The organism is Streptomyces sp. NPDC050842 (assembly GCF_044456565.1).
Lineage (GTDB): Bacteria > Actinomycetota > Actinomycetes > Streptomycetales > Streptomycetaceae > Streptomyces.
Window position 1 is genome coordinate 297,987 of sequence record NZ_JBITGA010000012.1, and the last position, 26,347, is coordinate 324,333.

General features: G+C 72.7%; 22 protein-coding genes. 12 read left to right on the top strand and 10 right to left on the bottom strand.

What is annotated here, in order from left to right; genetic code table 11:
- Positions 1-28: 28 nt before the first annotated feature.
- Entirely contained in the window at positions 29-409 is a 381-nt protein-coding gene (locus tag ACIBG6_RS34160) for a hypothetical protein (protein WP_399226583.1), read from the bottom strand.
- Between the two features lie 453 nt (positions 410-862).
- Between ACIBG6_RS34160 and ACIBG6_RS34165 the strand changes: the two genes are divergently transcribed.
- The 4 genes from ACIBG6_RS34165 to ACIBG6_RS34180 are packed head-to-tail and all read left to right on the top strand — an operon-like array spanning position 863 to position 5,168.
- The gene (locus ACIBG6_RS34165) at positions 863-3,700 is read left to right on the top strand and encodes a nitrate- and nitrite sensing domain-containing protein (protein ID WP_399226584.1); all 2,838 of its coding nucleotides are present in this window, start codon (positions 863-865) and stop codon (positions 3,698-3,700) included.
- The gene (locus ACIBG6_RS34170) at positions 3,697-4,146 is read left to right on the top strand and encodes a roadblock/LC7 domain-containing protein (protein WP_399226585.1); all 450 of its coding nucleotides are present in this window, start codon (positions 3,697-3,699) and stop codon (positions 4,144-4,146) included. Before ACIBG6_RS34165 ends, ACIBG6_RS34170 begins: the two co-directional genes overlap by 4 nt.
- Before the next feature lie 10 nt (positions 4,147-4,156).
- Positions 4,157-4,582 (top strand): DUF742 domain-containing protein, encoded by a 426-nt coding sequence (locus tag ACIBG6_RS34175; RefSeq protein ID WP_399226586.1) that lies wholly within the window; start codon positions 4,157-4,159, stop codon positions 4,580-4,582.
- Complete coding sequence (locus ACIBG6_RS34180) at positions 4,563-5,168, top strand: ATP/GTP-binding protein (RefSeq protein ID WP_384150512.1); 606 nt, start codon at positions 4,563-4,565, stop codon at positions 5,166-5,168. The genes ACIBG6_RS34175 and ACIBG6_RS34180 overlap by 20 nt, the downstream gene beginning before the upstream one ends.
- 49 nt (positions 5,169-5,217) lie before the next feature.
- Here ACIBG6_RS34180 and ACIBG6_RS34185 read toward each other — a convergent pair whose 3' ends face one another.
- From ACIBG6_RS34185 to ACIBG6_RS34195, 3 genes are all read right to left on the bottom strand, one after another.
- Positions 5,218-6,375 (bottom strand): lipid-transfer protein, encoded by a 1,158-nt coding sequence (locus ACIBG6_RS34185; RefSeq protein ID WP_399226615.1) that lies wholly within the window; start codon positions 6,373-6,375, stop codon positions 5,218-5,220.
- A 26-nt stretch (positions 6,376-6,401) separates the two neighbouring features.
- A complete protein-coding gene (locus ACIBG6_RS34190; RefSeq protein ID WP_399226587.1) occupies positions 6,402-6,875 on the bottom strand; it encodes a Zn-ribbon domain-containing OB-fold protein in 474 nt (157 codons plus the stop codon).
- Between the two features lie 62 nt (positions 6,876-6,937).
- The gene (locus ACIBG6_RS34195; RefSeq protein ID WP_399226588.1) at positions 6,938-7,759 is read right to left on the bottom strand and encodes a M15 family metallopeptidase; all 822 of its coding nucleotides are present in this window, start codon (positions 7,757-7,759) and stop codon (positions 6,938-6,940) included.
- 62 nt (positions 7,760-7,821) lie between these two features.
- On the opposite strand from ACIBG6_RS34195, the gene ACIBG6_RS34200 reads away from it, so the two are divergent.
- The 4 genes from ACIBG6_RS34200 (at position 7,822) to ACIBG6_RS34215 (ending at position 11,702) form a co-directional block, all read left to right on the top strand.
- Positions 7,822-8,355: an NUDIX domain-containing protein gene (locus tag ACIBG6_RS34200; RefSeq protein WP_399226616.1), complete on the top strand. Its 534-nt coding sequence runs from the start codon at positions 7,822-7,824 to the stop codon at positions 8,353-8,355.
- A gap of 129 nt (positions 8,356-8,484) precedes the next feature.
- Positions 8,485-8,820, top strand: a complete 336-nt coding sequence (locus tag ACIBG6_RS34205) for a hypothetical protein (protein WP_399226589.1) — start codon at positions 8,485-8,487, stop codon at positions 8,818-8,820.
- 34 nt (positions 8,821-8,854) lie between these two features.
- Positions 8,855-9,625, top strand: coding sequence for an ATP-binding protein (locus ACIBG6_RS34210; protein WP_399226590.1), 771 nt, complete (start codon positions 8,855-8,857; stop codon positions 9,623-9,625).
- Between the two features lie 7 nt (positions 9,626-9,632).
- A complete protein-coding gene (locus tag ACIBG6_RS34215; protein WP_399226591.1) occupies positions 9,633-11,702 on the top strand; it encodes a hypothetical protein in 2,070 nt (689 codons plus the stop codon).
- Positions 11,703-11,729: 27 nt separating this feature from the next.
- Here the strand turns inward: ACIBG6_RS34215 and ACIBG6_RS34220 are convergent, their stop codons facing one another.
- On the bottom strand, positions 11,730-14,120 hold the full coding sequence (locus ACIBG6_RS34220) for a TIM-barrel domain-containing protein (protein ID WP_399226592.1): 2,391 nt from the start codon (positions 14,118-14,120) through the stop codon (positions 11,730-11,732).
- A 214-nt stretch (positions 14,121-14,334) separates the two neighbouring features.
- On the opposite strand from ACIBG6_RS34220, the gene ACIBG6_RS34225 reads away from it, so the two are divergent.
- Entirely contained in the window at positions 14,335-16,305 is a 1,971-nt protein-coding gene (locus tag ACIBG6_RS34225) for an acetoacetate--CoA ligase (RefSeq protein WP_399226594.1), read from the top strand.
- 66 nt (positions 16,306-16,371) lie between these two features.
- Here ACIBG6_RS34225 and ACIBG6_RS34230 read toward each other — a convergent pair whose 3' ends face one another.
- Together ACIBG6_RS34230 and ACIBG6_RS34235 are read right to left on the bottom strand one after the other, a co-directional pair.
- A complete protein-coding gene (locus ACIBG6_RS34230; protein ID WP_399226595.1) occupies positions 16,372-17,460 on the bottom strand; it encodes a CU044_5270 family protein in 1,089 nt (362 codons plus the stop codon).
- Entirely contained in the window at positions 17,457-18,170 is a 714-nt protein-coding gene (locus ACIBG6_RS34235; protein WP_399226596.1) for an RNA polymerase sigma factor, read from the bottom strand. The genes ACIBG6_RS34230 and ACIBG6_RS34235 overlap by 4 nt, the downstream gene beginning before the upstream one ends.
- 133 nt (positions 18,171-18,303) lie before the next feature.
- On the opposite strand from ACIBG6_RS34235, the gene ACIBG6_RS34240 reads away from it, so the two are divergent.
- Positions 18,304-19,911, top strand: coding sequence for a serine protease (locus ACIBG6_RS34240; RefSeq protein WP_399226597.1), 1,608 nt, complete (start codon positions 18,304-18,306; stop codon positions 19,909-19,911).
- 78 nt (positions 19,912-19,989) lie between these two features.
- On the opposite strand, the gene ACIBG6_RS34245 is transcribed toward ACIBG6_RS34240, so the two are convergent.
- Positions 19,990-21,309, bottom strand: a complete 1,320-nt coding sequence (locus ACIBG6_RS34245; RefSeq protein WP_399226598.1) for an aminotransferase class I/II-fold pyridoxal phosphate-dependent enzyme — start codon at positions 21,307-21,309, stop codon at positions 19,990-19,992.
- Positions 21,310-21,354: 45 nt separating this feature from the next.
- Here ACIBG6_RS34245 and ACIBG6_RS34250 point away from each other — a divergent pair, with 45 nt between their 5' ends.
- The gene (locus ACIBG6_RS34250) at positions 21,355-22,641 is read left to right on the top strand and encodes an MFS transporter (RefSeq protein WP_399226599.1); all 1,287 of its coding nucleotides are present in this window, start codon (positions 21,355-21,357) and stop codon (positions 22,639-22,641) included.
- 23 nt (positions 22,642-22,664) lie between these two features.
- Positions 22,665-23,555: a hypothetical protein gene (locus ACIBG6_RS34255; protein ID WP_399226601.1), complete on the top strand. Its 891-nt coding sequence runs from the start codon at positions 22,665-22,667 to the stop codon at positions 23,553-23,555.
- A gap of 71 nt (positions 23,556-23,626) precedes the next feature.
- On the opposite strand, the gene ptsP is transcribed toward ACIBG6_RS34255, so the two are convergent.
- Both ptsP and ACIBG6_RS34265 read right to left on the bottom strand, forming a co-directional pair.
- Positions 23,627-25,297, bottom strand: a complete 1,671-nt coding sequence (ptsP, locus tag ACIBG6_RS34260; protein WP_399226602.1) for a phosphoenolpyruvate--protein phosphotransferase — start codon at positions 25,295-25,297, stop codon at positions 23,627-23,629.
- An 80-nt stretch (positions 25,298-25,377) separates the two neighbouring features.
- Positions 25,378-25,827 carry a PTS glucose transporter subunit IIA gene (locus tag ACIBG6_RS34265; RefSeq protein WP_399226603.1) on the bottom strand — a complete coding sequence of 150 codons (450 nt, stop codon included), beginning with the start codon at positions 25,825-25,827 and terminating at the stop codon, positions 25,378-25,380.
- Between the last annotated feature and the right edge of the window lie 520 nt (positions 25,828-26,347).

Below are 26,347 nucleotides of genomic sequence, written 5' to 3' on the forward strand. Positions count from 1 at the left end.
CGGGGGACCGGGCCGCTCGTTCGTCCTGTCAGGCCGCTTCGGAAAACGGAGCCGCCTCCGACCGGCCTCCCGACCGGCCCTGCGCACGACCTTCCGACCGACCTTCAGCCCGGCTCTCCGCGCGCCGCTCTCGGCGCAGCTGACGCGCCGTACTGCTCGGCTCCGACACGACGCCGTTGCGCTGGCGCCACACCTGACGGGTGATCCAGACATCGAGGACACTCCAGGTGGCCACGACCGTCGACGCCACCGAGCTGACCGTCATCGGGAACGCCAGCCAGGAGCCCGCGACCGTGCAGTAGAAGGCCACCACCCCCTGGACGAGCGTCACCGACGTGATCATCACGGCGCGTACGGCGGCGGTACGCACCGGATCGGGCATCCGCTGCCGGCCCTTCTCGTCGTCCACCCACAACTGCCGCGCCGACCGCGACTCGTCTTCCATCGTCCTGTCACTCCCCACCGCTGAACGCCTCCAGGGGTTGGCTGCCCGTTGTGAGCGCCTTTACGCGGACAGGACCCTCCCCGCACTTAATGACGTACGAGAAGGGGAAAAGGTTTCGCCTGAATCTGACCGGAACGCACAGTTCCAGCCATCTCCCCAGGCCGGAGAAATGGCACACCATCAGGTGTCCTGTGCCACAGTGGCCGATCCCAACTCCCCGAATACCAGGACATCTCATGATCAACGCTCACTCGACAGGCTGAAAATCGTCCGGACATGCCTTCGAGATGGCCGTGATGCAGTAGTAGGCTCACGCCGCCATTTGTTTGAAACCGAAGGTTGACGCCTCGTGTTGACGCGCGACGTCACGAACGTGAAGGACCTCCGTGGCGCGCGGGGGCCGAGCTGGGGGAGGCCATGCGCTTTCGCGGGAAGTCCATCCGCCGGAAGATCGTGGCGTTGCTCCTCGTACCGCTCGTCTCCCTGACCGGCCTGTGGGGCTTCGCGACGGTCCTGACGGGCCGCGAGGCCGACCAGCTCCTCGACGTCGGCTACATCGTCGACAAGATCGGCTACCCGCTGGAGGACACCGCCCGCGTCATCCAGCTCGAACGCCGCCAGTCGCTCATCTACCTCGCCGACCCCCGGGGTTCCACGGCCCTCGCCTCCCTGCGCGAGACCCGCCGGGCCACCGACCGGCAGATATCCCGGATCCGCGCGAACGCCGCCGAGCCGGGCGTACGCGAGGAGATGCGGCCCGTCACCACCCAGCGGCTCAACTCCCTCCTCGAAGCGCTCGACGACCTCGAGTCGCTGCGCCGCTCCGTCGAGAAGCGCAGCATCGGCCGGATCCAGGCCCTCGAGTTCTACAATCGGCTCGTCGACCCCTGCTACGGCTTCCTCGTCACCCTCCACGCCCTCGAGAACGTGGAGATGGACAAGCAGGGCCGCGCCCTGGTCGGCATCACCCGCGCCCGCGAGGTGCTCTCCCGCGAGGACGCCCTGATCATCTCGGCGCTCGTCGCGGACCGGATCACCGCCCCGGAGATCCGCGTGATGACCGACCTCGTCGCCAACCGCGAGCAGTTCTACGAGGTCAACCTCGAACTCCTGCCGACCACCGAGCGCGAGCGCTTCGAGAAGTACTGGGCAGGCCCCGAGACCACCGCGCTGCGGGCCGCCGAGAAGGCGATCATCGACGAGGGCCCCACCGACGAGCCGCGCGCCGTCACGGCCGCGTACTGGCAGGAGGAGGCGAGCCCCGTCCTGGACGACCTCGCCCGCGAGAACACCGCGGCGGGCGACCGCTACCAGGACCGCGTCCAGCCCGCCGCCTACAGCGTGCTCCTCAAGGTCGGCGTCGCCGGCGTCCTCGGCTTCCTCGCCCTGCTCGCCTCGATCGTCATCTCCGTCCGCATCGGCCGCTCGCTCGTCCACGACCTGCGCCGCCTCCAGAAGGAGGCCCAGGAGGTCTCCGGCGTGCGGCTGCCCAGCGTCATGCGCCGGCTCGCCGCCGGCGAACACGTCGACGTCGGCACGGAGGTGCCCCACCTCCGGTACGGGGAGGACGAGGTCGGCCAGGTCGGCCAGGCCCTCAACACCCTCCAGCGCGCCGCCGTCGAGGCCGCCGTCAAGCAGTCGGAGCTGCGCCGCGGCGTCTCCGAGGTGTTCGTCAACCTCGCCCGCCGCAACCAGGTCCTGCTCCACCGTCAGCTCACCCTCCTCGACACGATGGAGCGGCGCACGGAGGACACCGACGAGCTCGCGGACCTCTTCCGGCTCGACCACCTCACCACCCGTATGCGCCGGCACGCCGAAGGCCTCGTCATCCTGTCCGGCGCCGCCCCCTCCCGTCAGTGGCGCAAGCCCGTCCAGCTCATGGACGTGGTCCGCGCCGCCGTCGCCGAGGTCGAGGACTACGAGCGGATCGAGGTGCGCCGACTGCCGCGCCTCGGCGTGGGCGGCCCCGCCGTCGCCGACCTCACCCACCTCATCGCGGAACTCCTGGAGAACGCCACGGTGTTCTCGCCCCCGCACACCGCCGTGCAGGTGCTCGGCGAGCGCGTCGCCAACGGCTTCACCCTGGAGATCCACGACCGCGGCCTCGGCATGAACGCCGACGCGCTGCTCGACGCCAACCTCCGGCTCGCCGAGACCCCCGAGTTCGAGCTGTCGGACACCGACCGCCTCGGCCTCTTCGTGGTCAGCCGGCTCGCCCAGCGCCAGAACGTCCGCGTCTCGCTCCAGACGTCCCCGTACGGAGGGACGACCGCGGTCGTCTTCATCCCGGCCGCGCTGCTCACCGACGCACCCGAGACCCAGGGCGCCGGATTCCGTCTGGACCGCAAGACCATGGGCCGCGACTCCGCGGACGCCAAGACGCTGGACGGCACGACCCCGGACGGCACGTCCCTGGAGCGCGCCGGCACCGCCGACGGCACCGGCCGCCTCGGCGGGGACACCGCCGGTCCCACCCCGCTGCCCACCCGCCGTCCCGTGCTCGCCCGGGTCCCCGACGTGACCGAGGTCCCCGGCGTCCTGGACGGACCCGTCGAGCTGGAGGCGCCGCTCGGCGCCGACGAGTTCGACGTGCTCTTCGACCGGTCCGCGGACCTCCTCGACACCGAGAGCGAGCGCGGCGGCCTCTTCCGGCCCCGCGACCGCCGCCGCTCCGGCCTCGCCCCGGCGGGCGAGCAGCACCAGCAGGCGCCCGACCAGACGACCGGCCGCGGCGAGGACGACGCGCACGCCGAAGGCGCCGGACGCGGCCCCGTACCGCTGCCGCGCCGCTCCACCCCCACGCTGATCGTGGACCGCGGCCGCCGTGTCGACGAGCCCGGCAGGGCGCACCCCGCGCCGGGCCCCGACGCCGCGCCGGGCCCCGCCCCGGCGCCCGTTTCCGGCCCCGCCCCGGTCCCTGTCCAGGGACCCACCCTCGTTCCCGTACCACCGGAGGGTTCCGTGGCGCCGGAGGCTCCCGAACCGTTCGGCGGGCTGCCCCGCCGCGTCCGCCAGGCCAACCTCGCGCCCCAGCTCCGTGAGACCGAGGCCGCGGCCGACCGTGGCACCGGAGCGGGCGCCGGCGACCGTACGACCGTCGGCGCCGCCGGACCCGACTCCTTCGAACGCGACGCCGAGGAGGTACGCGCCCGCATGGCCGCCATGCAGCGCGGCTGGCAGCGCGGACGCCGGCACACAGCGGACCCGGACGACACGTCAGCACCAGGAACGACACCCGAGGGGGACGGTCGATGACCGCACCGAACGCCGCAGCACCCAGCACCAACCCCGCATTCGGCCACGGAAACGGCGAGCTGAACTGGCTCCTCGACGAACTCGTCCAGCGGGTCGGGTCCATCCGCAAGGCCCTGGTGCTCTCCAGCGACGGGCTGCCCACCGGCGCCTCGCAGCAGTTGACCCGGGAGGACGGCGAGCACCTGGCCGCGGTGGCGTCCGGCTTCCACAGCCTCGCCAAGGGCGTCGGCCGTCACTTCGAGGCGGGCAGGGTCCGCCAGACGGTCGTCGAGCTGGAGGACGCCTTCCTCTTCGTCACGGCCGCCGGCGACGGCAGCTGCCTGGCGGTCCTCGCCGACGCCGACTCCGACGTCGGCCAGGTCGCCTACGAGATGACCCTGATGGTGAAGCGGGTCGGGGCCCACCTCACGACGGCCCCCCGGACCGGCCTGCCCTCCGGAGGGTGAGTGGGACGGCATGAGTGACGCAGCCGAGCCGAACCAGGCGGCCGAGGACAGACCCCCCGGCCACCACCACTGGTTCGACGCCGACGCCGGGCCGGTGGTCCGTCCGTACGCGATGACCCGCGGCCGGACCAGCGCCGCCACCCGTCACCGGCTCGACCTGATCGCGCTGGTGGTCCCCGAGCCCGCCGCCGACGACCCCGGCCGTGACCAGACGCTCTCCCCGGAACACGTGGAGATCGTCGAACGCTGCTCCGAGCAGCCCCAGTCGATCGCCGAGCTCGCCGCAGGACTCGACCTCCCCGTCGGGGTGGTCCGGGTCCTCGTCGGCGATCTCGTCGAGGACGAACTCGTCCATGTGACCCGCCCCGTTCCGCCGGCAGAACTGCCGGACGTGAGCATCCTTCGCGAGGTGATCAATGGCCTTCGGGCGCTCTAGCCGCAAGAAGCCGCTCGTCGAGCCGGTGACCCTGAAGATCCTCGTCGCAGGCGGGTTCGGGGTCGGCAAGACGACGCTGGTGGGCGCGGTCAGCGAGATCAGGCCCCTGCGCACCGAGGAGATCCTCAGTGAGGCGGGGCGGCCCGTCGACGACCTTCACGGCGTCGAGAACAAGACCACCACCACGGTCGCCATGGACTTCGGCCGGATCACCCTCCGCGAGGACCTCGTCCTGTACTTGTTCGGGACCCCCGGCCAGGACCGTTTCTGGTTCCTGTGGGACGAGCTCGCCCAGGGCGCGCTCGGCGCGGTCGTCCTCGCGGACACCCGCCGCCTGGAGGACAGCTTCGCGGCCATCGACTACTTCGAGCGGCGCGGCATCCCCTTCACGGTCGCCGTCAACTGCTTCGAGGGAGCCCGGAGGTTCCCGGCCGAGAGCGTGCGAGGGGCGCTCGACCTGGACCCCGAGGTCGAGCTCCTGATGTGCGACGCCCGCGACCGGGAGTCGGTGAAGAACATCCTCGTGGCGGTCGTCCAGCACGCCCTGGTCCTCGCGGACAGGAGCCACGCACCGGCCGGCACCTGAGGGACCCCCTCCTTACGGAGGGGGTTCGGTGAGGGCTTCAGCGGGGGGTTCAGCGCACCGCCACCACCGCCGACCCGTGCCCGAACAGGCCCTGGTTCGCGGTGATGCCGACCCGCGCCCCGGGCACCTGCCGGTCTCCCGCCGTGCCCCGCAACTGCCAGGTCAGCTCGCAGACCTGGGCGATCGCCTGCGCGGGCACGGCCTCCCCGAAGGAGGCGAGGCCGCCGCTGGTGTTGACCGGCAGCCGGCCGCCCAGCGCCGTGACGCCCTCGCGCAGCAGCTTGGCGCCCTCGCCCGTCCCGCACAGCCCGATGTCCTCGTACCACTCCAGTTCCAGAGCCGTCGACAGGTCGTAGACCTCCGCCAGGGACAGGTCCTCGGGCCCGAGCCCCGCCTCCTCGTACGCGGCCCGCGCGATCGACGCGCGGAATCCGTGCGCCGCGGGGGAGACCGCGGCCGCCGAGTCGGTCGCGATGTCGGGCAGGTCGAGCACCGCCTTGGGGTACGTGGGGGAGACCGTGGACACGGCCCGCACCCGCACCGGATCGGGCCGCCCGTGCCGGCGAGCGAACTCCATGCTGGACAGGACGAGCGCGGCGCCCCCGTCCGAGGTCGCGCAGATGTCGAGGAGCCGCAGCGGATCGGCGACGACGGCGGAGGCCGCGACCTCCTCGGCGGTCACGCGCGTGCGGTAGCGGGCGAGCGGATTGAGCGCGCCGGCCGCCGCGTTCTTCACCTTCACCTGGGCGAAGTCCTCGGCCGTGTCGCCGTACAGGGCCATCCTGCGGCGGGCGTAGAGCGCGAAGTACGCGGGGTTGGTCGCCCCGAGCACCCGGAACCGCAGCCAGTCCGGATCGTCCGGACGCTCGCCGCCGGCCGGGGCGAGGAACCCCTTGGGCGTCGCGTCCGCGCCGACGACCAGGACCACGTCCGCGAGACCGGCCAGGATCTGGGCGCGGGCCGTCCCGATGGCCTGCGCGCCCGAGGCGCAGGCCGCGTACACGCTGGTGACCCGCGCCCCCTGCCAGCCGAGGGCCTGGGCGAAGGTCGCCCCGGCCACGTAACCCGGGTAGCCGCACCGCATGGTGTCCGCGCCGACGATCGAGCCGACGTCCTCCCAGCCGAGCCCGGCGTCGGCGAGCGCGGCGCGGGCGGCGGCCGTCCCGTAACTGACGAAACTCCGGCCCCACTTGCCCCACGGGTGCATTCCGGCCCCGAGGACGGCGATGTCGTTCACGACTGCTCCTCCCGTTCCTGCCGCGCGACGGGCCGCCAGTTCCAGGTGGTCCAGATGTGGACCTCGTCCTCGTTCAGGACCCCCGGCACCACCTCGACCTCCGTGCCCACCGCGAGATCGGCCGGCCGCACCCCGGGGGCCGCCTGCCCGAGGACCACCATCGCCTCGGCCGCCAGCTCCACGGCCACGAGCGTGTACGGCTCCCAGGGCGCGTCCGGATCGGAGACGTACGGGGCCGGCGGCCGGTAGCGGCCGTCCGTGTACGACCAGACCCGGCCGCGCGGCGAGAGCGGCACCTCGGCGAGCACACCGCCGCCGGGGCACCCCGGATTGCGGCACCAGTCGTCCTCACGCGGGAAGAAGACCGAGGTGCAGGCCGTGCAGCGGGTCCCGAGCAGCCGGAACTCCGCCTCCGGCACCGAGTCGTCGGTGAACCACCGGGCCACCACCGGTCTGCGCGTCCGTGCCATCGAACCCTCCCATTCTGACGAACCGTCAGAAGTGTGGCACGGGTGCCCCGGACGGGAAAGACTCAGTGCCCGGCCACCGACCTCCTCGCCACCGGGAAGTCGAAGAACGTGCTCGGGAACGGCTCCGGCTTGAAGGTGAAGTGCCACCACTCCTCGGGCAGGTTCACGAAGCCCTGCTCCGCGAGCAGCCCCTTGAGGAGCTGCCGGTTGGCCCGCTGCTCGCCCTGGATCCGCGGGTCGTCGGTGTGCGAGCGCGTGTCGAAGCAGTCGTACCCGGTGCCCATGTCCACGGAGTTGTCCGGGAACCGCTCCTCCCGCGGCGCGTAGCACTCGACGAGCTCCTCGCCCGGCACGTACGCGCGCGTGGGTACCGCCGGCAGCCGCACGATCGTCAGGTCCACCGTCGAACCCCGGCTGTGCCCGGACTTCTCCGCGATGTATCCGTCCGCGAACAGCCTCGACTTGTCGACGAGCGGATAGAACTCCTCCTTCATGCGCTCGTCCTCCAGGTCCCTCGCCCAGCGCACGAAGTGGTCGACGGCCCGCTGCGGCCGGTAGCAGTCGTAGACCTTCAGGGTGTAGCCGCGGGCGAGCAGCCGCACCTGCGCGCGGTGCAGCGCCTCGGCGGCCGGCCGCGTCAGGATGCAGAGCGGCTGCCGGTAGCCGTCGATCGGCTCGCCCACGAAGTTGTGCGCCGTCGTGTAGCGCATCTCCTGGACGATCGTCCGGTCGACCGAGCTCAGGGCCACGAACTCCCGTGGGGCCTTGGGCTCCGGCGCGGCGGAGGCCGGGGGAGCGGGGGCGGCGACGGCGCCGGTCACGGCGAACAGACCGGCCGCGGCGGTGACGGCGAGGGTACGGAGGGCGGAAGCGAGTCCTGTCATGCGCACCGTCTATCAGTTCCGGCAGCGCCGGGAAAGGGTGATCGCATACCGTCGGGGCCGTGATGGACTCCCACAGCTCCCACTGCTCCGCCTGCGGCGCCGCGCACTCGGCCAGGGGCGACTGGCCCCGCACCTGCCCGGCCTGCGGCCACACCGCCTACCGCAACCCGCTGCCCGTCGCCGTCGCCCTCCTCCCCGTCACCGACGGGGACGGGGAGCGGGGGACGGGACTCGTCGTCATCACCCGCACCATCGAGCCGCAGAGGGGCGGGATCGCCCTCCCCGGCGGCTTCATCGACCACGCCGAGGACTGGCGCACCGCCGTCGCGCGCGAACTGCGCGAGGAGACCGGCATCCAGGCCTCCGCCGGGGACGTCCGGCTCGCCGACGCGATGAGCTCCCCGGGCGGCCACCTCCTGCTCTTCGGCCTGCTCCCACCCCGCCCCGCCACCGCGCTCCCGCCCTCGGAGCCCACGGACGAGACCAGCGGCCACCACCTGCTCCACGCACCCGAGGAGCTGGCCTTCCCGCTCCACACGGAGGCGGTACGGAAGTGGTTCGCGGGCGCGTACGACCGAGCAGGGGCGTACGACTGAGCAGCGGGGGGCGTACGCCGGGGCGCGGGCGTGTGCACCTGCGCCTCCAACTCTCCCTGAGTGCCGGACTGTTGTGGCATGCTGTCCGCTCGCCGTCGCCCCAAGACGACGATGTGGAGGGGAGCGTCCATGAATGTCGGCTGGCCCGAGGCCGTCATCGCCATCGTCGGGGTCGCAGCGGTCGTCGCGATCGTCTTCGCCCTCAGGCACAGGCTGCGCAAGGCGACGGTGCAGATGCCCGGCGTCAGCGCGGGCTTCGAGAGCAACGAGGAACAGCGCGGCCTCAGCGAGCAGGAGTTCCAGGCCCACGACTCCGTGTTCAAGCATTCCGAGCTCACGATGCCGAAGGGCGCGCGGACCGCGTTCTTCCGCTCGAAGGCCAAACGGTCGAAGCTCACGATCACCGGAGGCGACGGGACCGACAGCGCTCCCACCGGCGAGCCCACCGGCACCGACCGCACCTGACACGCATCGGGACATCGGAAGCGGGGGCGACGGGGTGCAGAGTCGAGAACACGTCCATGTCGACCGGACGGAGCAGCTGGCACGCTCCGCGGCCGTCGTCGACGCGAGGAACGAACAGCAGGCGCTCTTCTTCGAAGGGCCGGAAGGCATCGGGAAGACCTCGCTGCTCCGGGAGATCTACCGGCGGCACATCGCTTCCGGTGTCTACTACGTCGACCTGGAGCGCGTGGTCGAGAAGGACGACGTCCTGAGGGATCTGGCGCGGCAGGCCCGCCGCCAGGACGTCCCCGTCCCCGGCTACCAGGCGGTGCGCTCCCAGATCGCACAGTCGACGGCGACGGTGAACGTGCACGACATGAGGGCGCGCAACGCCAACATCCAGATGGTCGTCAACACCTCGAGGGACCACAAGATCCAGCTGGACGCGATGAGCGACGCCCTCCTGGACACCCTTGCGGGGGACCCCCGCAACCCCGTCATCTGCCTGGACGCCTTCGAACACTGCGAGGCGCCCATGCGCGACTGGCTCGGCACGGACCTGCTGCCCGAACTGCTCAGCCGACGCGGCACGAGCGTCTTCGTGGCCGGACGGCACGTGCCGCGCCTCGCGTACCCCCATGTCACCGCGGTCCACACCATGGTGTTGCCCCCGTTCGGTATCGACGCCGTCGAGGAGTGGATCACCACGCTCGGCTTCGACAGCCTCAAGGGACAGGCGACGAGCATCCACCGGAGCCACCAAGGCATTCCCGGCCTGATACGCGAGTTCCTCGACCTCCACAGCGAACCGCTCGGGACCGGGTGAGGCAGCCATGAACGACGAGTTGACCCAGCGCGCGTTCGACCGCTTCGACCGCCTGCCCACCGACGAGCGACGACTGATCGAAGCCCTGTGCGTCCACGACCTCTTCGACCCGCCGCTCGTCGCCTACACGGCGAGGGCGCTCGCGCTGGGCATCGGCACGCGCGAGATCGCCGCGAACCCCTTCGTCCAGAAGGACGCCGTGGCACATCCCTGGGCCGCCGACGACGACGAAGGACCCGAACGGACGGCGTACGTCCTCCGGTCCTTCTTCCGTACGGCGTTGGCCACCCGCCTCCGTGAGACGGCCCCGGACCGGCACGCACGAGCCCATCGCCTCGCCGCCGCCTACTACCACCAACCGCTGGAGCCCCTGCGGCTCGACCGGCTCGACCGGTACGTCAAGGAAGTACGCCACCTCGCGGCGGTCCGGCCCGGCGCCTCCGTCACCCGGCTCGCCTCCTTCGCGCACAGCGCCCTCCTCGTCGGCCGCGCCGAGGCCGCAGGCCGGGCCGCGACCGCGGCGGTGAACGCCCTCGCCGCGCCCACCCCCGACGCCGTCCCGCTGGCGCGGATCGTCCGGTCCGTCGCCGAGATCCTCAGCGCCCCGGACCGGGCGGAGCACGGCACGGTCATGGAACTGGAACAGCACCTCGCGGAGCACCCGCCGTCGCAGGACCCCGCGGTCTCACGGATCGTCATGCTCGCCGCCGACCTGGTCGCGTACTACACGGAGAGGCGGGCCCCGGCGCTGTCCCTGACGGCCTCCGTCATGCCCGCGGCGATGACCACCGTGGACCCGCGGGGCCTGCCCGCCGCCCCGGGCTGGGACGAACTGCGCATGTTCCAGGAGCTCGACGAGATCTCCGCCACGATCACGACCCGCACCCACCGGCTGGAGTTCCCCGACCGGAGCGTCGCGCGCCACCACGTCAGGACGAAGCTCAGCGCGCTCGTCGGCGCGGAGGTCCAGACGGCTCCCCGGACACCGGTGATCGTGGATCTCGTCCCCTGGGACGAGGACAGGTTCCTGGACGACCTCCACCTCAAGGACCGCAACGGCCGCCCGGTCAACATGCTCACGTCGACCGACGTGAAGCTGCAGATCGCCCGGGGCGTCCACCGGCTCCTCACCCCGGACGGTGACGCGGACACCGCTCCGGGACGGGAGATCGCCCGGAGCCTCCAGGCCCTCGCGTGGAGCCCGGAGACGGACGAGATCACCTCCGTGCTCACGCAGGCGGCCGAGAACGACGACCTCGACGACAGGTACCGGTGGCGGATCCGCCGGCTGATCCGTTACATGCCGGTGGTGGCACTCGTCGACGCCCACCCGGGGATGTCGTCGGAGGTGAGCTACGAATTCGACGGCAAGTGCCGGGTGGACCGGCTCGGCTGGGGCGCCGTACTGGTGTCGACGGAGGTCGCCTTCCCCCAGGAAGTGCGGCAGAACCGGCTGCATGTCGTGACCCCGGAGGGGCTCGAGGTCGCGGGGCCTCCGCTGGTGAGCGAGAACGCCGAGATCCGGCCGCTCGTCGACGCCGACGCGGCCGACGATGTCCTGGAGTTCTCGCTCGACACCACGGAGGGCCGGGAGGCCGCCTGGGAACGTGGCGAACGCCTGACGCGGATCCATGTGCGGCTGCCGTACGTCCTGCCCCGGGAGGACTTCGTCCACGCCTTCGTCGCGACGGTCCTCGGGACCGCGGTCTCGATGACGGCCGCGGTCCTGCAGATCCTGCTGGATCCGTTCGTCTGGGCCCAGGTCGGTTCGGCGCTCGTCGCCGCCGGCGCCCTCGTGGTGGAGGCCGTCCGGGCGGGCCACCGAGGCGGCGACGCGAAACCCCACGCTCTGCACGCCGTCGCGTACAAGCCACTGAGCATCGTGAGGACGACGAGCATCGGCGTGGCGGTCCTCGCCATGGCGACCATGCCCTTGGGGAACGCCGTGGGAGTGGCCCTGTCCGTCTGCGGAGCGGCGGTCTGCGCCTTCCTGGCCGCGGCCGTCCTGATGAGGCTGCGCCACCGGTATCTTCCGGCGCGCGGCGGACGCCGCCGTGCGCGCGCACTCACCGGCTGAATCAGGCCCTCACACCCCTCTCACGCCTCACAGCCCCCGCACTCGCACCGGCAGCCCCACCGCCTCCACCCCGTCGTCCGTCACCCGCTCCACCACCACCCGGCCGTCCACGAGCCGTGACTGGTAGCGCTCGATCTCGGCCGGCTCCCAGCCGTCCCCGGTGTCCCGGACGACGAGCCCGCCGCCCGTCCGCCCCGCCGCGGGCGCCCACACCTCCAGAGCCGGTCCGTCCCCGTCGCCGCGCACCGGGAGCACCGCCCCCGCCCGGGCCAGCACCGGCACCCGCGACAGCGGCGCGTCGAGCAGCACCTGCCCCGGCCCTTCGTACGCCCGCCCCGTCGCCGTGTCGTACCAGCGGCCGCGCGGCAGCCGCACCGCCCGCTGGTCCGCGCCCCGCGTCAGGACCGGCGCCACCAGCAGCGCGTCACCAAGGAGGAACGCGTCCTCGCAGTCGCGCAGCCCCCGGTCCTCCGGCGTCCCCCACCACACCGGACGGACGTACGGCGCGCCCGTCATCCGGGCGAGCCGGGCCAGCGTCTCGAAGTACGGCCGCAGCCGCTCCCGCTCGGCCAGTGCCACGCGCGCGTGCTCCAGGACCTCGGGGCCGAACTCCCAGGGTTCGCGTCGCCCCGCGTCGATCGCCGAGTGGGTACGGAAGAACGGCAGCCACGCCCCCAGCTGGAACCAGCGCAGGTACAGCTCCGGCGACGGACTCCCGTCGAAACCGCCCACGTCCGGCCCCGAGTACGGCACGCCGCACAGCCCGAGCCCCAGCACCAGGGAGAGCGAGGCCCGCAGCCCCGGCCACCCGGTCGACACGTCGCCCGACCAGGTGCCGCCGTACCGCTGCATGCCCGCCCAGCCGGAACGGGAGAACAGGAAGGGCCGTTCGTCGGGCCGCAGCCGGCGCAGCCCGTCGTACCCCGCCCGGGCCATCGTGAGCCCGTACACGTTGTGCGCCTCCCGGTGGTCACCGCCCCGCCCGTCCAGCGCGTGCCGCGCCGAGCGCGGCAGCGTCATGTCACCGAAGGGCGCGAAGGACACCGGCTCGTTCATGTCGTGCCACACCCCGGCGAAGCCCTGCCGGAGCCGCTCCTCGTACAGCCCGCCCCACCACTCCCGTACCGCCGGATCGGTGAAGTCCGGATAGGCGCACTCGCCCGGCCACACCTCCCCGCGGACCTCGTTGCCCCGGGCGTCCCGCACGAACGCCCCGACCGCCCGCCCGCCGTCGTAGACGGCGTTCCCCGGCTCGGCCTTCACCGCCGGGTCCACGATCGACACGAGCCGGACGCCCTGCTCCCGCAGCTCCGCCGCGAGCCCCGGCAGGTCCGGGAACCGCTCCCGGTCCACGGTGAACACCCGGTGCCCGTCGTAGTGGTCGATGTCCAGGTGTACGGCGGACAGCGGGAGCCCCCGCTCCCGGTACCCGGCGACCACCCGCCGCACCTCCCGCGCGCTGCCGAACCCCCAGCGCGCGTGCTGGGGCCCGAGCGCCCAGGACGGCGGCAGCGCGGGCGCGCCCGTCAGCGCCGCCCAGCCGTGCAGCACGCGCGCGGGGGTGCCGACCACCACCCAGCAGCGCAGCGGACCGCCCCCCATCCGGACCTCACTGGTCCCCGGCCGGTCGTGACCCGAGCCGGCGCCCTCCTCGCCCTCGGCGAGGGTGACCCGCCCGTCCCAGGAGTTGTCGTGGAAGGCGAGGTGCGTCCCGGCGTCCGAGACGACGAACTGCACGGGCATGGTGAGGTACAGCGGATCGTCCCCGGGGGCGAAGCCCCCCTTGGGGTCGGTGTTCCACAGCCGGTACGAGCCGTCCCGCAGGCGCGGCCCCGCCGCCCGCCCGCCGAGGCCGAAGAACCGCGCGTCCGCCGGCACCTCACTGCGCTGCACCCACCGCGCCGCCGAGCCCGCAGCCGCGCCCGACCCCGAACCCGGCCGTGAATCCGCCCCCGCCACCTGCTCCCACCACCGCGGCGGCAGGTCCCGGCGCAGCATCACCCCGCCCGGCGTCCGGATCTCCACCGCCCCGTGACGGGAGACCGCCACCGTCACCCGCTCCGAGACGATCCGCCACCCGCCGTCCGTGTCCGGCTCCAGGGCGGCCCGCGGATCGGGTTCAGGCGCCTCGCCGGCCAACGCGTACGACGGCAGAGGCTCGGCCCCGTCCCACCCCCAGAACACCGCGCCGCCCACCGAAACGGAGATCCGCAGCGAGGAACGCGCGAACCGGACGATTCCCCCGCCCGGCAGCGACTCCCCCTCCGTCGCGAGGCCCGGCACCCGTGCCCGCTCCGCCCCCTTCGGCGGCAGCCCCCACGCGTCCGTACGCCGCTGCCGCCATGCCGCCCGCACCGTCCGCAAGCCCCGCGCCGAGCCGAACACCTTGATCGAACGCACCAGTTCCCGACCGTCCATGGTGATCACCCTGCCACCCACCAGGGGCGATACGAGCTCCGTTCAACTTCCGTTCACCCGTGGTGGGAGCACATATTCAACTACCCGACCATGGGCGGGCAGACCTGGTGCGAAAGACGATCACATGGCATCGTCCTGTCAGCCGCGTCGCGCGCACACCCCAGCACGTGCGCGGGACACACGCCGACCCCGCGTACAGCCAGGGAGCAGCCCCATGACATCAGCGCAGACCGAGCCGCTCTGGCAGCCGGACGACGAACGCATCGCCTCCGCCGCCGTCACCCGCTTCCAGGCCTGGGCGGCCGAGCACCACGGTGCACCGGCCGAGGGCGGCTACCCGGCGCTCCACCGCTGGTCGGTCGACGAGCTCGAAGCCTTCTGGCAGGCCGTCGTCGAGTGGTTCGACCTCCGCTTCTCCACCCCGTACGAGCGCGTCCTCGGCGACCGCTCGATGCCGGGCGCCGAGTGGTTCCCCGGCGCCACGCTCAACTACGCCGAGCACGCCCTGCGCGCCGCGGACGAGCGACCCCATGACACGGCACTGCTCCATGTGGACGAGACACATGAGCCCGCGCCGACCACCTGGGCCGAGCTCCGCCGCCAGGTCGGCTCCCTCGCCGCCGAACTGCGCACGATCGGCGTACAGCCGGGCGACCGCGTCAGCGGCTACCTGCCGAACGTCCCGCAGTCCGTCGTGGCCCTCCTCGCCACCGCCGCCGTCGGCGCCGTGTGGACGTCCTGCGCCCCGGACTTCGGCGCCCGCAGCGTCCTCGACCGCTTCCAGCAGGTCGAGCCGGTCGTCCTCTTCACCGTCGACGGCTACCGCTACGGCGGCAAGGAGCACGACCGCCGCGAGACCGTCGCCGAACTCCGCGCCGAGCTGCCCACCCTCCGCGCCGTCGTCCACATCCCGCTCCTCGGCACCCCCGCCCCGGAAGGCACCCTCGACTGGGCCGACCTCGTCGCCGCCGACGTCGAGCCGGTCTACGAGCAGGTCCCGTTCGGGCACCCGCTGTGGGTCCTGTACTCCTCCGGCACCACCGGCCTGCCGAAGGCGATCGTCCAGTCCCAGGGCGGCATCCTCGTCGAGCACGTCAAGCAGCTGGGCCTCCACTGCGACCTCGGCCCCGAGGACGTGTTCTTCTGGTACACCTCCACCGGCTGGATGATGTGGAACTTCCTCGTCTCCGGCCTGCTCACCGGCACGACCGTCGTCCTGTACGACGGCAGCCCCGGCTACCCCGACACCGGCGCCCAGTGGCGGGTCGCCGAACGCACCCACGCCACCCTGTACGGCACCTCCGCCGCGTACGTCATGGCCTGCGCCAAGGCGGACGTGCACCCCGGCCGTGACTTCGACCTCTCGGCCGTGAAGTGTGTGGCCACCACCGGCTCCCCGCTGCCCCCCGACGGCTTCCGCTGGCTCCACGACGAGGTCCGCGAGGACCTGTGGATCGCCTCCGTCAGCGGCGGCACGGACGTGTGCTCCTGCTTCGCCGGCGCCGTCCCCACGCTCCCCGTCCACATCGGCGAGCTCCAGGCGGCCGGCCTCGGCACCGACCTCCAGTCCTGGGACCCCTCCGGCAAGCCGGTGATCGGCGAGGTCGGCGAGCTCGTCGTCACCAACCCCATGCCGTCCATGCCGATCCACTTCTGGAACGACCCCGACGGCAGCCGCTACCGCGACAGCTACTTCGAGATGTTCCCGGGCGTCTGGCGCCACGGCGACTGGATCACGATCACCGACCACGGCTCGGTCGTCATCCACGGCCGCTCCGACTCCACCCTGAACCGTCAGGGCGTGCGGATGGGGAGCGCCGATATCTACGAGGCAGTCGAACGCCTCCCGGAGATCCGCGAATCCCTGGTGATCGGCCTGGAGGAGCCGGACGGCGGCTACTGGATGCCGCTCTTCGTCCACCTCGTGGACGGCGCCACCCTCGACGACGAGCTGATCGGCCGCATCAAGCGAACGATCCGCACGGAGCTCTCCCCGCGCCACGTCCCCGACGACATCATCGAGGTGCCGGGCGTCCCGCACACCCTCACCGGCAAGCGCATCGAGGTCCCGGTCAAGCGCCTCCTCCAGGGCACGCCCCTGGCCAAGGCCGTCAACGCCGGCTCGGTCGACAACCTCGGTCTCCTCCACTTCTACGAGACCCTGGCGGCCACCCGCAGGTCCTGACGCACACGAGACGAGGCCGGTCCCCGGAACAGGGACCGGCCTCGCGTCGTACGCGTGCGGCGGGACTCAGGCGCGGGGCGCGGCCGGCAGCTCGCCGGTCCTGGCGACGGCGCCCTTGGCGAGGACGGCCGACACACCGAGCACCGTGCCCTTCCTCCCCGCAGCCGTGGTCTCGGTGAGCACCGTGCGCTCGCCGAGGAACACCGACGTCGCCCGGTCGAAGATCCACTGGGTCTGCTCGCCGTCGGCGGTACGGGAGACGGCGACGCCCTCCCGCCCGGCGGCGTCCTTCGCGGACGACAGGACGCCGACCCCGGGGATCCGCGCCGCGGCCTCGTACAGCGCGGACGTCACCTTCGGAGGAGCCCAGGTCTCGGCGAGCAGGGTCCCGATCGCGCGGAAGGCCCGCTGATCGGCGTCGCCCCCGCCCCCACGGGTCTCCTCCCGGACCAGCCGCAGCAGAGCATCGGGGTCGGTCGGCAGGCCGGCCACGTACGTATGCGTCGGGTTCGTGACGGACGGCGCCGCCGCCTCCAGCGTGGACGGTTCCGGCGACGCCCCCCGGTGGTCCAGCTCGTACACGGGCAGGCGCGGGGAGAGTACGGAGTCGGCCGCGCCGGCCTCGCGCAGGAGCCCGGCGCGGCTGCCGTCGGCGGAGAGCCACACCTCACGCTGACGTACGGGAGGCAGCGTGGCGACGCCCCCGGCCGCGCTGCGCCCGGCGTGGGCGACCAGGCTCCGCACGTAGACGAAGTCCTGGGGCCGGGCGTCCGGGGCCGGCGCCACGGCGGCGGCGAGCGCGGCGCGGGACAGCAGCCGCCCGGCGTCGCGCACCGTCGGCTGCCCGGCCGAGACCTGCCCCGAGGGCCGGGACGGGACCTCCGCCGGGGCGAGGACGACGGCACCGGCCACGAGCGCGCAGGCCGCCGCGGGCGCGGCGATCCAGGTGAAGCGGGGGACGGCGCGGGGGGCACGCGGGCGGCGCGCGGCGGGCCCGGAGGCCAGGGCGTCGCGCAGGACGGCGTACCGGAGGGCGTGCTCCCGCTCGGGTGCGAGGTCGGGCACGGGCGGCGGCGGCAGAAGCTCCGTCAGCTCGCCGCGCAGGAGCTCGTCCGAGGGGGAGTGCGTCGAGTGCGTCTTTCGGGAGGTGTTCATGCCTGGTTCTCCGGGGTCGTGAGGGGCACGAGGGCGGGGCGGACGGCGGGGCGGACGGCGTGCGGGACATGCGGCTCCCGGACAACGGACTGTTGGACGTCGGGCAGGCCAGGCGAATGTCCGGACCATCCGGAACGTCCGGCCGCCGGCCCGGCGGACCGCCCTCGCCGCCGCAGCGCGCGCAGCTCGGCGTCCGCGAGCTTGCGAAGCCGCTCACGGGCCCGGGACAGCCGGGACCGCACGGTCCCGACCGGTATGCCCAGCGCCTCTCCGGCAGCGGCGTAGTCCAGGCCGGCCCACACCACCAGCGTGAAGACCTCCCGTTCACGGCGCCGGAGCTTCCCGAGCGCGGCACGGGCCGCCCGTACCTGCTCCCCGTCCGTCATCCGGGCGAGGACGTCGTCGGCGAAGTCGGGCAGCACACCCCGCTCGGGGAGCCTGGCGAGCGCCGCGTCCCGGCGCCGCGCCTCCCGCGCGGCGCCACGCATGATGTTGGTCGCGATGCCCAGCAGCCACGGCCGCAGGGTGCCGCCGTCGGCGTGCACCTTTCCGCGGCAGCGCCACGCCTCCAGGAACGTGGCGGAGACGACGTCCTCGGCCGCCGCCCGGTCGCCGCACACCCGGAACGCGTAGTGGTACAGGACCCGCGCGTGCTCGTCGTACGCCTCGCCCAGCGCCGCCGGGTCTCCGGCGCGGAAACGATCTCTCATAGGTGATTCCACACAAGGCACTGGGCGCTGGTTCGCCGGCGTTCCCGTGACCTGGGACACACCGCCGGGCCGACCTGCCCGCGATGTGTCCCAGGTCACGGGAACGCCCCGCCCGCCGCGAGCAGTGCTGGACATGAACGAACCCACGACACCCCGCTCCACGACCCGACGCACGACCCGGCGCTCGGCCCTGCGCACCCTGGCCCTGGCCGGAGTCCTCGCCGGAACCTCCCTCTCCGCGCTGAACCCGACAGCGGTCGCCGCGGACGGAACCCCCGAGACGTACACGCTGACGATCCGGCACCTGGACCGCGCGGGAGCCGCCACAGGCCGCTACCAGACGAGCGTCACCGGCATCTCCGGCCCAGGAGCCGACGCCTCGGCAACCCCCTACGACGAGTCCGGGACGGTCACCGTCCGACTGCCCAAGGGCCGCTACCTGCTCGACTCCACCCTGCTCGGCGCCGACCCGGCCGAGGGAACCGACTGGATCGTCCAGCCCCGTCTGGACCTCGACCACGACACGGCGATCACCGTCGACGCCCGCACCACGGCCCCGGTGAACGTCCGCCCGCAGGACGCCGGCGCCCGGTACCTCCACAGCATGGCGTTCGTGGAGGCCACCCACGAGGGGACGACCCGCTCGGCGAACATCATGATGGCGAGCGACCGCCTGCGAGTGGCCCACCTCGGCCCCGCCGCCGAATCGGGCTCGGTGAAGGAGTGGATCGACACCTACTGGTCCGGCGAGCGCGCCGACTACGCACTCGGCTACACCTTCACGTCCGACCGTGCCCTGACCGGCCTCGTCCGGAACCCCGCCCCCGGCGCGCTGGCCACCGTGAAGGTCCGCGCGGCCGCCCCCGGCGGAGCCACCGGCACCGGATTCGTCGACATCCAGCCCAGCGCCGGCCCCACCGTCGGACTCAGCCAGCCCCTCGCACCCCTCGCCACCGCGACCTTCCTCGTGACCCCGGAGCGGGGCCTGTGGGACGTCGGTTACGCCGCCCCCGCCGCCCCCGAGACCCCGCCCAACCGCTACTTCGCGAACGACTTCGCGGTGCGCCCGGGCGCCACCACCACGCACACCTTCGACAACGCGGTCTACGGCCCCGCCCTCGACCCGTCCCCCGGCGCCCGTCCGGCAGGCCTCCGTACCGGCGACACCCTCGCCCTCGACATCCCGCTCCTCGCGGACGGGGACGGTCACGCGCCGAGCGCGCCGCGCTTCCACGCGGCCACCACCACGTTCCACCGCGACGGCGTCCTGATCGGCACCCGGAACGGCACCCCGGGCCGCGCGGAGTTCACCACCACACCCGGCCGAGCCGCGTACACGCTCACGGCCATGGCGACCCACGGCAGCGGCCCGACGGCGGGCGGACGCGTCACGGCGTCCTGGACCTTCACCTCGGCCGCGGCCTCCCACCCCGCGGAACTCCCGCTCAGCACGGTCCGCTTCGCCCCGGCCCTCGACCTCGACGGCACCGCCCCGGCGGGCGCCCTGACGCGGGTCCCGGTGACCGTCCAGGGCGCGGCGGCCACGACCGGCGTCCGCTCCCTCACCGTGTCGGTGTCCACGGACGGCGGCACCACATGGACCCGGGTCCCGGTCCTCGACGGCCGGGCGGGGTTCCGCACCCCCGGCCCCGGCGGCACGGTCTCGCTCCGCGCGGAACTGACCGACACCGCGGGCAACACCTTCACCGAGACCCTGCGGAACGCCTACCGCACCCGATGAACTGACGTCCAAGCGGCGGAAGAAGCTCCGGGAGGAGGACGTAAACTCCCCCGGAGCACCCGCACGTCTACCGCCCTCTCACCCCCCGTACGTGGCCTGCGAATCCCCGAGCACCCCGGCGAAGTCCGCCGCGAGGCGCACCGCGTCCGGAGGCGCGAGCGTCGCCGTCGTGATCCGGACGGCCGGCGGCGCGGCGATCCGGAAGCGCGCGCCCGCGGCGACCCACCAGCCCTGCGTCCGCAGCCCGTTGACGACGGCGGACTCGTCCCGCACGGGCACCCACACGTTCAGCCCGCTCGCCCCCACAGCACGGATCCCGTACGTGCCGAGCGCACCGATCAGCGCGGCACGCCGTTCCGCGTACGCGGCCTCGCCGGCCGCCACGAGCTCGCGCACCGCATCGTCGGCGAGCAGCCCGGTCACCGTCTCCTGGAGTACGTGACTGACCCAGCCCGAGGTCATCAGCATCCGCCCGTCGTGCCGCGCCAGCGTCACCGCGTCACAAGCGACCCCGGCCCACCGCAGGTCGATGCCGAGGTGCTTGGACACGGTCCGCACCTGCGCCCACCGGTCGAGCCCCGCAGCCGCGAGCGTGTACGCCGCGGCCCCGCCCACCTCGGCGTTGTGATCGTCCTCGACGACGAGGACCTCGGGGAACTTCCGTAGTACGGCGACGAGTTCGTCCCGCCGTGACCGGGTGAAGAAGGCGCCGGTGGGGCACTGTCCGCGCGGACTGCACACCACCGCGCGCACCCCGCCCCGCAGCGCCGTCCGCAGCGATTCCGCGACGAGACCCTCGCCGTCCACCGCGACAGGCACCATCCGCAACCCCAGCGCGGGGACGAGGTCGAGCAGGTGGTGGAAGCCGGGATCCTCGACGGCCACGGCGTCGCCGGGCCGCAGCTCCGTCGAGAGGAGCCGCGCGATGCAGTCCAGCGCGCCGTGCGCGAACGTCACGTGCTCCGCGGGCACCCCGTCCCGTTCGAACCACTCCCTGGACAGCGCCTCGAGCGCCGCGAGGCGCGGGGCCGCGCGATGGGAGCCGTACACCGGGGCGACGGCCGAAGGCGGCCGCAGTACGGGCAGGAAGGCGGGGTCGGGATGCCCGCCGGCGAGATCGACGAGCCCGGCCGGCACGCGCGGGGGCCGCCGGGAGGCGACCGACGGCACGTCCGCCACCACCGTGCCGCCCCGCCCGCGGGTGACGATCAGCCCCCGCTGCCGCAACTCCTTGTAGGCCGTCGCCACCGTCCCCGGACTCACTCCGAGGTCGTCGGCGAGCCGCCGCACCGGCGGCAGGGCGTCGCCGGGCGCGAGCCGGCCCTCGGCCACGCCCCTCTCCACGGACGCGGCAATCCCCTTGGCCGTAGCCCCTTCGATCACATATTGTGCTGCCACGTAACACAGTATGTATCAATACAAAGGAACATGCAAGGGGGACCCATGAGCCGCACCGCCCGTCCGACCCGCCCACCCCTCAAGGACCGCATCCCCGGTGGCCGCGACGGCCGCCGCATGCTCGTCATCGGCTTCATCGACAAGTGCGGCACCGGCCTCTGGTCCACCGCCATGGCCCTCTACTTCACCTACGTCACCGGGCTCGGCCTCGGCCAGGTGGGCCTCCTCATCGCCCTCTCGGGCGCCGCCGGCATCGCGGGCGCGCCCCTCGGCGGCCGCCTCGCGGACCGCTTCCCCCTCGTCCGCGTGATCATCGGTGCCCAACTCCTGCGCGCGGCGGCCCTCCTGGCCCTCCTCACGACCGACGACTACGCACTCCTCGTCCTGCTCTCGGCCGTCGGCGCCCTCCCCGACCGCGCCACGAACGTCCTCACCAAGCTCTACGCGGCCCGCGTGGCAGGCGCCGACCGCGTCCGCTACCAGGCCATCAACCGCACGACCTCCAACCTCGGCTGGACCCTCGGCGGCCTCGGCGCGGCAGCGGCCCTCGCCGTCGGCTCCACCACCGCCTTCCAGCTCCTCCTCATCGGCGACGCGCTCTCCTACCTGGTCATGGCCGCACTCACCCTCCGCTGCGCCGAGCCCCCGGCGCCAGCGACGTCCCGCGTAGTGGCGGCCTCCACCGACGCGACCCCGAGTGCCAAGCCCTCCAACCCCTGGCGCGACCGCGGCTTCCTCGCCTTCACCGCGGGCGACGGCGTCTTCTTCCTCCACGACTCGATCCTCCAGGTCGCCCTGCCCCTCTGGATCGTCCACGCGACCGAAGCCCCCGTGGGCCTCGCACCGCTCCTCCTGGTCCTCAACAGCGCCCTCGTCGTGATCTTCCAGGTCCCGCTCTCCCGCTTCGGCGCGACCACCGAAGCCGCCCGCCGCCTCTACACCCCGCTGGCAGTCCTCTTCGCGACGGGCACCCTTGCCGTCGCCGCCTCGGCCCTGACCGGCCGCACCCTCTCCATCACCGCCCTGATCACCGCGGCCGTGGTCCTCACGTTCGCCGAGATGATCCACACCATCGCCTCCTGGGAGATCTCCGTGGCCCTCGCCCCGGACGACGCCCAAGGCGCCTACCTCGGCGTCCACGGCCTCGCCCAGTCCACCCAGCGCTTCGCCGGCCCCCTCCTCATGACAGGACTCGTCTCCACGGGCCCGCTCGGCTGGCCCCTCCTCGGCGCGGCCCTCGTCGCCACCTGCACGGCACAGAACCGCCTGGTCCGCCGACGCCTCACCGAACCGTCACTGTCAGTGCCGAAGGTTACGGTGAGTGAGCACTGATCGGACTGTCACCAGGGGGAGACATGACCAGGACCGGCACCACGACCACCCACCTCCGCCGCGCCCTCCGCCGCGAGGTCCCCAGCACCGTCGGACTCCTCGCGGACGCGCAGGACTTCGCGGCCATGCGCCGCTACAGCACCTTCGCCTTCGACGACCACACGACCTACCTCCAGCAGATCGAGGCGCTCCTCAAATCCCTCGCCACCCAGGGCGGACACACGACGGTCACCCTCTTCGACCCCGAGGAGTACGAGGCCTACTGCACGGAGACGGCCATCGACCCGGACCACCCCACGAGCCGCAGCCGCTTCACCGCGCACCTCGCCACCACAGGAGCCCGCGTCACCTATACAGGACAGCCCCTGAGCGCCCTCCTGCCGGAACTCGTCGACACTGCCGTCCGCCACGCCACCTGGGAGTACGCGACCACGGTCCTCGCCACCGCCGGCGACTGCGCGACCTGCGGCAAGGACATCGGAAGGGCGGCCTTCGAGCAGGCCTCCCGGCTGCTCGTACGCCTCCTCGAAGCAGCGGGCCCAGGCGCCCACCACCTCGTCTGCAGCGTCCCCGCGGCCGACGACCAACTCCTCGCGGTCCTCCACACCCACGGCGCGAGCGACCTCGAAGGCACCGAGGCCGCAGAGTTCACGGCAGTCCTCGCGGCGGGCATCACCCTCGCGGCGCCCGGCGGCCTCGTCCTGCGGACCACCAGCCCCGGCGTCGCCGACCGCCTCCACGGCTGGCGCCTCACCGACGGCACACTGACCCCCCTCACCGAGGCCGAGGTCTTCGCCGCCTACTGCACCGACGCCCGCACGGGAGAGCCCCTCTCCCCGGAGCCGGGCGTCGACTACCGCGCGGGCTTCCCCCTCGCCCCCGCCCCCGACGACGAGTGGCCCGCCCACCACTGACCGCACACGCGGAAGGGGCTCCCCGCCACCAAAGTGACGGGAAGCCCCTTAATACCGGCAACAACCAGGGATCACTCCCCGGACAGCACCGCCTGCGCGGCGAGGCGTGCCTCGTGCGCGGTGTCCGCGGCACGCGCCGCGGCAGCGGCCCGCTCGCACTGCGCCAGCGTGTACTTGGCAAGCGTCGCCCGCACGTACGGAATCGACGCGGCGCCCATCGACAGGGAGGTGACCCCCAGACCCGTCAGGACACAGGCGAGCAGCGGGTCCGAAGCGGCCTCGCCACAGACACCGCAGCTCTTGCCCTCGGCCTTGGCCGCCTCGGCGGACAGCGCGACCAGGTCGAGCAGCGCGGGCTGCCACGGGTCCTGGAGCCGGGACACGGCACCGACCTGACGGTCGGCGGCGAAGGTGTACTGCGCGAGGTCGTTGGTGCCGAGCGACAGGAACTCGACCTCCTGGAGAATCGAGCGCGCCCGCAGCGCGGCCGAGGGAATCTCGACCATCGCACCGAACTTCGCCCGCAGCCCCGCCTCACGGCACGCGTCGGCGAAGGCCTTCGCATCCGTACGGTCGGCCACCATCGGCGCCATGACCTCGAGGTACACGGGCAGCCCCTCGGCCGCCTTCGCCAGCGCGGTCAGCTGCGTCCGCAGCACCTCCGGGTGGTCGAGCAGCGACCGCAGCCCGCGCACACCGAGCGCGGGGTTCGGCTCGTCGACCGGCGTCAGGAAGTCCAGCGGCTTGTCCGCACCGGCGTCGAGCACCCGCACGACCACACGGCCCTCGGGGAACGCCTCGAGCACCTTGCGGTAGGCCTCGATCTGCTTCTCCTCGGACGGCGCCTGCTTGCTGTCGTCCAGGAAGAGGAACTCCGTACGGAACAGACCGACGCCCTCGGCACCCGCCTCCACCGCGGCCGGCACGTCCGCAGGACCGCCGACGTTGGCGAGCAGCGGCACCTTGTGCCCGTCCGAGGTCGCACCAGGACCGCTCGACGAGGAGAGCGCGGCCTTCCGCGCGGCGGCGGCCTGCGTCAGCTCCGCCTTCTTCTCCTCGCTGGGGTCCACGAAGATCTCACCGGTCGAACCGTCGACGGCGATGAGCGTGCCCTCGGCCAGCTCACCCGCGCCGGGCAGCGCGACGATGGCCGGCACACCCAGCGCCCGCGCGAGAATCGCGCTGTGGCTGGTCGGCCCGCCCTCCTCCGTGACGAAACCGAGCACGAGCGTCGGGTCGAGAAGCGCGGTGTCCGCGGGCGCAAGGTCCCGCGCGATCAGCACGTACGGCTCGTCGCTGTCCGGCACACCAGGCATAGGGACACCGAGCAGCCGCGCGACGATCCGGTTCCGTACGTCGTCGAGGTCGGCGACGCGCCCGGCCATGTACTCACCGGCACCCGCGAGCAGCTCCCGGTAGTGCGAGAACGCGTCGTAGATCCCGCGCTCCGCGGTGCTGCCGACCGCGATCCGGCGGTCGACGTCGGCCATGAGCTCCGGGTCCTGGGCGATCATCGCCTGGGCCTCGAGCACCGCCTGTGCCTCGCCGCCGGCCAGATTGCCCCGCGCGTTGAGGTCCGCGGCCACAGCTTCCACCGCCTGACGGGCGCGCCCCTGTTCGCGCTCCGCCTCATCGGCCGGAATCTGCTTGGCCGGCGGTTCGAGAACCGCCGTGCCCATGTGCCGGACCTCGCCGATAGCCACACCGTGGCTGACGCCGACGCCTCGCAGCGTTGTCTCCATCTCACCCGTCTCCGATTGAGCGACGGCCCCGGCCGCCGCGTTGAATGTCGAACTCGCGGTCGTCACGACGACGAACCGACTCAGCTCCAGTTGAAGAGCAGGTCGTCGGCCTTCACGTCGCCGTCCTCGACGACGTCGGAGAGCGAGTCCGCGGTGGCCTCCAGGGCCACGATGGGACAGATGGGGGACTTGCCGGCGGCCTCGACCGCGGCGGGGTTCCAGCGCACGACGGCCTGTCCGCGCGTCACGGTGTCACCCTTGTTGACGAGTAGCTCGAAGCCCTCGCCGTTGAGCTGAACGGTGTCGATGCCGAGGTGGGTGAGCACGCCGTGCCCCTCACTGTCGACGACGACGAAAGCGTGCGGGTGCATGGAGACGACGACCCCGTCGAGAGGGGACACCGCCTCCGAGGGCTCACGCACGGGATCGATGGCGGTACCAGGCCCGACCATCGCACCGGAGAAGACCGGGTCGGGAACTGCGGCGAGACCGATGGCGCGTCCGGCAAGCGGCGACGTCACGGATGTCATGGGAAGCCTCCCAGGGGCGGAGATTGTGTGGCGCCGTCACTACCTGTCCTGGACGGCGTACTGTTCAGAAGCGTAAGTCATAAGAAGTCCTAGTTCCGCACGAGACGTACCAGTTGGCGGACCTAGGGCTACCCCGAAACGATTTGCCTCTACTGACGGTGGGATGTACTGTCGTACTCCTGCCTGACCCCAACGCGGCCTTGAGTCGCGGGTCGGCAGCACCTATCAAGCCAGATCCTAACCCCAGTGGTCTACACCTCTGCGTGCGTCAGCTCGCCGGGGGAGTGGTCAGGGGGACCGAGAAAGCCTGGTAATGTTTGACCCCGCCGGGAACGGAAAACGCGAAAGCGAATTCCACACCTGGCAGCCCGCTCCAGCGGGTGGCAGAAACGGGAAATCGGATCTGCTAAGCTGGAAACACGAAATACCGAAGGGAAGCCCGGAGGAAAGCCCGAGAGGGTGAGTACAAAGGAAGCGTCCGTTCCTTGAGAACTCAACAGCGTGCCAAAAATCAACGCCA